The organism is Aromatoleum toluvorans, assembly GCF_012910905.1.
Lineage (GTDB): Bacteria > Pseudomonadota > Gammaproteobacteria > Burkholderiales > Rhodocyclaceae > Aromatoleum > Aromatoleum toluvorans.
The window spans coordinates 380163-387972 of record NZ_WTVN01000001.1 but is presented as its reverse complement, the minus strand read 5'-3'; the positions used below and the strand labels follow the sequence as shown (position 1 = coordinate 387972).

Below are 7810 nucleotides of genomic sequence, written 5' to 3'. Positions count from 1 at the left end.
GCATGGGCATGAGCCGCACCTTCCAGCACGTGAAGCTGCTGCCGACGATGAGCGTGCTCGAGAACGTCGCCATCGGCGCGCATCTGCGGGGTGGCAAGGGCGTGTTCCCGGCCGCGTGGCGCCTCGACCGCGGCGAGGAAGCGCGGCTCTTGAACGAAGCGGCGCGCCAGATCGAGCGCGTGGGGCTCGCCGAGCACATGTTCGACGCCGCCGGCAGCCTCGCGCTCGGCCAGCAGCGCATCCTCGAGATCGCGCGCGCGCTCGCCGCCGATCCCTGCCTGCTGCTCCTCGACGAGCCGGCCGCGGGCCTGCGCTTCAAGGAGAAGCAGGCGCTCGGCGAACTGCTGAAGAAGCTCCGGAGCGAAGGCATGGGCATCCTGCTCGTCGAGCACGACATGGACTTCGTCATGGGGCTCGTCGATCGCATCGTCGTGATGGAGTTCGGCCAGAAGATCGCCGAAGGCCTGCCCGAGGAAGTGCAGCAGAACCCGGCCGTGCTCGAAGCCTATCTGGGAGGTGTGGAATGAACGGCATGAGCGTCGAGATGAGCGCAATCGCCCCGGTGGTCGAATCCGCGCCTGGCCTGCCCCGCGCGGTGCTCGAAGTGCGCGACCTGTGCGTCGCCTACGGCAAGGTCGAGGCGCTGTCGAACGCCAACCTGCGCGTCGGCGAAGGCCAGATCGTCACCGTGATCGGTCCCAACGGCGCGGGCAAGACGACGATGCTCTCCGCGATCATGGGCCTGCTGGAGTCGCGTGGCCAGGTCAGCTTCGACGGCGAGGCCGAGTACGTGCCGCGCGTCGAGCGCATGGTCGCGCGCGGCATGAACCTCGTGCCGGAAAAGCGCGAACTCTTCGCCGAGATGAGCGTCGAGGACAACCTGCTGCTGGGCGCCTTCCAGCGCTACCGCATGGGCAAGCGCGACCACGGCGAGACGATGGAGGAGGTGTATGGCCTCTTCCCGCGCCTCAGGGAACGCAAGGCGCAGATGGCCGGCACGCTCTCGGGCGGCGAGCGCCAGATGCTGGCGGTGGGGCGCGCGCTGATGGCGAAGCCGAAGTTGCTGATGCTGGATGAGCCGAGCCTGGGCCTGGCACCGCTGATCGTGCGGGAAATCTTCCGCATCATCAGCGAGCTGCGCCGGCGCGGCGTGTCGATCCTGCTGGTCGAGCAGAACGCGCGCGCGGCGCTGCAGGTCGCCGACTACGCCTATGTGCTGGAGACGGGCGAGATCTCGATGGAAGGGCCGGCCAAGCAGCTCGCCGACGATCCGCGGGTGATCGAGTCGTATCTGGGGCTGGGCGGCAAGCACCAGGACAAGCTGGCGGGCTGATCCCCTTTATGTGACCAGTGAGTGCTCTCGACCGCCTGCGCCGGACGACGCGGGCGGCTGTGCTGTATTCGTCGTCCGCCTACAAAAAATCCATAGAGGAAAGGAGGAGGCATGAAGGGGATTCGAATCGCTGCAGGGTTGGCCGTGCTGGGAGGATTTGGCGGCCCGGTGCTGGCGCAGTCGAACGTGACGATCTACGGTGCGATGGACATGTTCCTCGGGCATGCCCGCGGAGAGCACAAGAGCATCTCGGTGGCCGACAGCGGCGGGCTGGAGCCAAGCCGCATCGGCTTTCACGGCACCGAGGATCTCGGCAACGGGCTGAAGGCGCTGTTTCGGTTGGAAAGCGGCATCGCCGTCGATACGGGGGGGACCGTGCCGCCGGGCGTGCTGTTCAGTCGGCAGTCCTTCGTCGGCCTGCAAGGCGGCTTCGGAACCGTGACTGCCGGGCGTCAGCATTCGCCGGGGTACTGGATGTCGCTGTTGCGCTATGACGCAATGATGGGTGGGCCGTTTTCGCCGGTCACGGCGCTCGCCGCGCAGGGAGGGATGAGCATCGTTTCCACCGGGCCGGGGCGGGTGAACAACTCGATCAACTGGAACTCGCCGAACTGGGGCGGATTCACTGCCAGCGCGATGTACGGCGTGGGGCAGGAAAGCACGGTGAACCGCAACGCGGGCGAGTTCGCGGGCGCGAGTCTCAATTACGCGAACGGCCCGTTGTCGGTCGGATACGTGTTTCACCGCCTCGACACCAGCACCGTCGTCGCGCCCATCGTGGACCGGCGGCAGCGCGAGCACATGCTCGGCGCGGCGTACGACTTCAAGGTCGTGAAGGTGATTGGAAGCTACCAGACGCTGGACGGAGATGTCGCGGCGGAGGCGCGGCTGTGGAACATCGGCGCGCGCATTCCCGTGGGGGCGGCGGGCAACGTGCAGGTCGCCTACGTTGCGTTGAAGTCCGAGGCGCACCAGTCGGATTCGCGGTCCTGGGCGCTCGGCTACAGCCATGATCTGTCGAAGCGCACGGCACTGTATGGACGCGTGATCCGCGCCGACAACGACGACGCGGTGGCGCGCAGCGTCTACAACGGTCTGGCCGAGCGAGGCGGTGCGACGACGCTGTTCGGTGTCGGCATGCGACACAGCTTTTGAGGTTTTGAGCGGGTGTTCCGGCGGCGAATTCCTGCCCGCAGGAGCACCCGTGCGGAGCGCGCACAAAAGCATCGCAAACTAGTTGAACAAGTGTTTGACAAGTGAGAGTAGCGCTGCTAACTTTCACCTCATGCCGGAGTGAAGTGACTACCGGCGACAGAGCGGCTCGAGCCGCCAACCATTCGACCCGACACAGTCGGGCGTCAAGACACGAAGGAGTGAGACATGCAGGTGAAGAAACTCGCAGTGCTGTGCACGATCGCCGCCGCCTCGTACGGTTCGCCGGCGCTGGCCGACATCACGATCGGCATTTCGCTGTCGGCGACCGGGCCGGGTGCTTCGCTCGGGATTCCGGAGAAGAACGTGTTCGCGCTGCTGCCGACGCAGATCGGCGGCGAGAAGGTCAATTTCATCGTGCTCGACGATGCGACCGACCCGACGCTGGCGACGAAGAACGCGCGCAAGCTGGTGAGCGAGGACAAGGTGGATGTGCTGGTGGGCTCCTCGACGACGCCGGCGACCGCCGCGATCGCCGAGGTGGCGAACGAGAGCGCGACGCCGCAGGTCACGATCAGCCCCGTGTCGCTGCCGGCCGAGCGCAACAAGTGGGTGTTCCGCACCCCGCAGCAGAACAGCGTGATGGCCGCCGCGGTGGTCGGGCACATGAAGCAGAACGGGGTGAAGACGCTCGGCTTCATCGGCTTTTCGGACGCGTACGGCGAGGACTGGCTGGCCTCGGTGACGGCCAAGGCCGCAGAGGCCGGCATCAAGCTGGTCGCGACCGAGCGCTACGCGCGTGCGGACACCTCGGTGAGCGGGCAGGTGCTGAAGCTGGTGGCGGCGCGGCCGGACGCGATCCTGGTCGCAGGTTCCGGCAGCCCCGCCGCCCTGCCGCAGACCACGCTGGTCGAACGCGGCTACAAGGGGCAGGTCTACCAGACCCATGCGGTTGCGAACCAGGCCTTCCTCAAGGTCGCGGGCAAGGCGGCCGACGGCGTGATCATTCCGGTCGGGCCGGTCGTGGTCGCGGACCAGATTCCCGATTCGCATCCGTCGAAGGCCATGGGCAAGGGGCTCGTCACGAAGTATGAGGAGAAATATGGCGCCGGCTCGTTCTCGTCCTTCGCCGGCCATGCCTTCGACGCCTGGCGGCTGATCGAGCAGGCGGTGCCGGTCGCGCTGAAGAAGGCCAAGGCGGGCACCCCGGAATTCCGCGCGGCCTTGCGCGACGCGCTCGAGGGGAACAAGGAGGTCGTCGCGAGCCACGGTGTCTACAACATGAACGCGAACGACCATTTCGGCCTGGACGAGCGCTCGCATGTGCTCGTGAAGATCGATAGCGGCAACTACAAGCTGGTCAAGTAAGCACTGTCGGCGGGGACGATTGATGAGCACTGCGATCAAGGAGACCGGCGCGATGTTCGCGCAACCGGTCGTCGATATCGAGAGCCGGCCCGACGGCAGCCGCATCCTGCGGTCGGGCATCCCGCTGCCGCAGACCTACGCGCGCTGCGTGGGCGAGTGGCTGGAGCACTGGGCGCGGGAAGCGCCGGAGCGCGTGTTCCTCGGCGAGCGCAACGCGGCGGGCGAATGGGAAACGGTGACGTACGGCGAGGCGCGGCGTCGGGTTGTCGCGATCGCGACCTGGCTGCTCGGGCAGAACCTGTCCGCGGAGCGGCCGGTGGCGATCCTTTCCGACAATTCGATCGAGCATGCGCTGCTGATGTACGCGGCGATGCACGTCGGCGTGCCGTCGTGCGCGATCTCGGCGGGCAACTCGCTGATGTCGAAGGACTTCGCGAAGCTGAAGGGCAACATCGAGCTGTTGCGGCCGGGTGTGATCTATGCCGACACGATCGAGCGTTTTGCGCCGGCGATCGCCGCGATCGCGCCGTTGCACGACGGTGTCGTGGTGGCGGGCCGGCGCTCCGGGGAGGCAGCGGGATGCGTCGCCTTCGCGGACATCGAGGCCAGGAGCGACGAGGGAGCGGTGATGCGCGCCTTCGACCGCATCATGCCGGACACGATCGGCAAGTTCCTGTTCACGTCGGGTTCGGTTGGCACGCCGAAGGCCGTCATCAACACCCAGCGCATGCTGTGTTCCAGCCAGCTGGCGAAGGAACTGGTGTGGCCCTTCCTGAAGGAGGAGCCACCGGTGCTGGTGGACTGGCTGCCGTGGAGCCACACCTTCGGCAGCAACCACAACCTGAATATGGTGCTGCGCTGGGGCGGCAGCCTCTACATCGACGACGGCAAGCCGGTGCCGGCGCTGCTCGGCAAGACCCTGCGCAACATCAAGGAGGTGTCGCCGACGATCTACTTCAGCGTGCCGCGCGCCTACGACATGCTGGTGCCGGAACTGCGCCGGGATCGGGAATTGCGCGAAGCGTTCTTCGGGCGCCTGAAGCTGATCTTCTACGCCGGCGCGGCGCTGCCGCAGCACCTGTGGGCGGATCTCGAGAACCTCTCGGAGGAGGCCAAGGGCTATCGCGTCGCGATGGTGTCGTCGTGGGGTTCGACCGAGACCGCGCCGCTCGCGACCGACTGCCACTTCCAGGCGGTGCGCTCGGGCGTGATCGGCGTGCCGGTGCCGGGCGTCGAGCTGAAGCTGGTGCCGTCGGCGGACAAGCTGGAAGTGCGGGTGCGGGGGCCGAACGTGTTCCCCGGCTACTGGAAGCAGCCGGAACTGACGGCGAAGTCCTTCGACGACGAAGGCTTCTACCTGATCGGCGACGCGGTCGAGTTCGTCGATCCGGCGCGGCCCGAGCAGGGACTGCTGTTCGACGGCCGTGTCGGCGAGGACTTCAAGCTGCTGACGGGGACCTGGGTGCATGTCGGCGCGCTGCGCGTGAAGGGCATCGATGCGCTGAAGCCCGTCGCCCAGGACATCGTCGTCACCGGCCATGACCGCGACGAGATCGGCTTCCTGGTGTTCCCGAACGTCTCCGAGTGCCGCTCGCTGTGCCCCGGCCTGCCGGCCGATGCGCCGGTCGAGCAGGTGCTGGCGAATCCGGCGGTGCTGGCGCGCGTGCGCCTGGGCATGAGCGCGCTGGCGCAGGGCGGCGGCGGGTCCTCGACGATACCGGCGCGGGCGATGCTGATGGCGGAGCCGCCGTCGGTGGAGGCCGGCGAGATCACCGACAAGGGTTACATCAACCAGCGCGCGGTGCTGGCGCGGCGCATGGATCTGGTCGCGGCGCTGTATGCCGAGATGCCGGACAAGACCGTCATCACCGCGTGACACGAGCCGCCTGGCGATGGCGGCCACCACAAACGAGAAGGATCGCCCCATGAGCGAAGAACTGGTCAAAACCTCATTCGATAACGGAATCTACACGGTGATGCTGTCGCGGCCCGCGAAGCGCAACGCGATCAGCGACCGTCTGCTGGCCGCCATCGACGCGGCCTTCGCGGCGGTGCCCGAAGGCACGCGCGTGATCGTGCTGGGCGGCGAAGGCGAGCACTTCTGTGCCGGGCTGGACCTCACCGAGCACCAGCACCGCGACCCCTTCGGGGTGATGCAGCACTCGAGGAGCTGGCACCGCGTGTTCGACCGCATCCAGAACGGCGGCGTGCCGGTGGTCGCGGCGCTGCATGGCGCGGTGATCGGCGGCGGGCTGGAACTGGCGACCTCGACCCACGTGCGCGTCGCGGAGCCGAACACGATCTACCAACTGCCCGAAGGGCGCCACGGCATCTTCGTCGGCGGCGGCGCGTCGGTGCGTGTCGCGAAGATCATCGGCGCGGGGCGGATGTGCGAAATGATGCTCACCGGCCGCATCCTCGAATCCGACGAGGGGCAGCGACTGGGGCTGTCGCACTACCTCGTCGGCCCCGGCGAGGCGCTGGCGAAGGCGCAGCAGCTCGCGCGCCGCATCGCCGAGAACGCGCCGATGGCGAACTGGGCGATGGTCACGGCCGTCGCGCGCATCGACAACCTGGCGAGCGACGACGGATTCTTCGTCGAATCGCTGACCGCCGCACTGACACAGACCAGCCCGGAAGTGGCCGAGCGCATCGGGCACTTCCTGCAACGCAAGGGACAGGGACCGCAGCGATGACGAATCCTTACGCAGCATCCGAGGCCGCCGCGCATGCGGCCGCCTACAACGACATCTGGCTGGTGGCGGGGCAGCGCACGCCGTTTGCCGACTACAACGGCCCGCTGCGCGATGTGTCGCCGACCGATCTGGGCATCTTCGCCGCGCGCGCGCTGTTCGAGCGAAGCGGCATCCCGGCACGCGAGGTCGATGCGATCGTCGCCGGCAACATGGCGCAGGCGAGCTTCGACGCCTACTTCCTGCCGCGCCACATCGGCCTGTACGCGGGCGTGAACCCGGCCGTGCCGGCGCTGCTGGTGCAGCGCCTGTGCGGCACCGGCTTCGAGACGATCATCGCCGCGGCCGACCAGATCTCGCTGGGCAAGGCGAAGGTGGCGTTGTGCGTCGGCACCGAGTCGATGTCGCGCAACCCGATCGCCGCCTACACGCACCGCGCGGGCTTCCGCATGGGGCAGCTGGATTTCCGCGACTTCCTGTGGGAAGCGACCAAGGACACGGCGCCCGGCGACAGCATGGGTGACACGGCCGAGAACCTCGCCAAGCGCTACGGCATCGCGCGCGAGGAGGTCGACCGTTTCGCCGCGCAGAGCTTCGCGCGTGCCTGCGCGGCCTGGGAGTCGGGGTATTTCGCCGACGAGGTGGTGCCGGTCGTCAATGCGAAGTGGGATCTGCCGGGTTACAACCCGCGCGGCTTGAAGCTCGCCGATCGCGTCGAGTGTGTGGAGCGCGACGGCCATGTGCGCCCGACCTCGCTTGAAACGCTGCAGAAACTGAAACCGGCGTTCGATGGGGTGCAGACGGGCGGCAACAGTTCGGCGATCGTCGACGGCGCGGCGGCGGTGATTGTCGCGCACGGCGACTGGGTGCGCGCGCACGGAGTGAAGCCGCTGGCGCGCATCGTCGCCGGCGCTTCGGTCGCGGTGCCGCCGGAGATCATGGGTATCGGGCCGGCGCCGTCGATCCGCGTGGCGGCGGCGAAGGCGGGGTTGAAGGTGGGCGACCTGGGCCGTGTCGAGATCAACGAGGCCTTCGGCGCGCAGTACCTCGCGTGCGAGAAGGAGCTGGAACTCGACCGCGAGCGCTGCAACGTGCATGGCGGGGCGATTGCGATCGGGCATCCGCTGGGGGCGTCGGGGGTGCGGCTGACGACCACCGTGGCGCGCGAGCTGCGCGAGGCGGGGCTGCAGTTCGGCGTGTCGTCGGCGTGCTGCGGCGGCGGGCAGGGTGTGGCGATCGTCGTCGAGAACGCGAACTGAGGAGA

7 protein-coding genes are annotated in these 7810 nt (G+C 67.9%); all 7 read left to right on the top strand.

Going from position 1 to position 7810, the window contains the following annotated elements:
• The coding region (locus GPA22_RS01710) for an ABC transporter ATP-binding protein (RefSeq protein WP_169254352.1) at positions 1 to 527 on the top strand (527 nt) is incomplete at its 5' end.
• Between the two features lie 5 nt (positions 528 to 532).
• Positions 533 to 1333 (top strand): ABC transporter ATP-binding protein, encoded by an 801-nt coding sequence (locus tag GPA22_RS01705; protein ID WP_425483936.1) that lies wholly within the window; start codon positions 533 to 535, stop codon positions 1331 to 1333.
• Positions 1334 to 1444: 111 nt separating this feature from the next.
• Positions 1445 to 2488 (top strand): porin, encoded by a 1044-nt coding sequence (locus GPA22_RS01700; RefSeq protein WP_281374078.1) that lies wholly within the window; start codon positions 1445 to 1447, stop codon positions 2486 to 2488.
• Positions 2489 to 2713: 225 nt separating this feature from the next.
• Positions 2714 to 3853: an ABC transporter substrate-binding protein gene (locus tag GPA22_RS01695; RefSeq protein WP_169254350.1), complete on the top strand. Its 1140-nt coding sequence runs from the start codon at positions 2714 to 2716 to the stop codon at positions 3851 to 3853.
• Positions 3854 to 3875: 22 nt separating this feature from the next.
• Positions 3876 to 5729, top strand: coding sequence for a feruloyl-CoA synthase (locus GPA22_RS01690; RefSeq protein WP_169254349.1), 1854 nt, complete (start codon positions 3876 to 3878; stop codon positions 5727 to 5729).
• 49 nt (positions 5730 to 5778) lie between these two features.
• On the top strand, positions 5779 to 6549 hold the full coding sequence (locus GPA22_RS01685; protein ID WP_169254348.1) for a crotonase/enoyl-CoA hydratase family protein: 771 nt from the start codon (positions 5779 to 5781) through the stop codon (positions 6547 to 6549).
• Entirely contained in the window at positions 6546 to 7805 is a 1260-nt protein-coding gene (locus tag GPA22_RS01680) for a thiolase family protein (RefSeq protein WP_169254347.1), read from the top strand. Before GPA22_RS01685 ends, GPA22_RS01680 begins: the two co-directional genes overlap by 4 nt.
• The last annotated feature ends 5 nt before the right edge of the window (positions 7806 to 7810 follow it).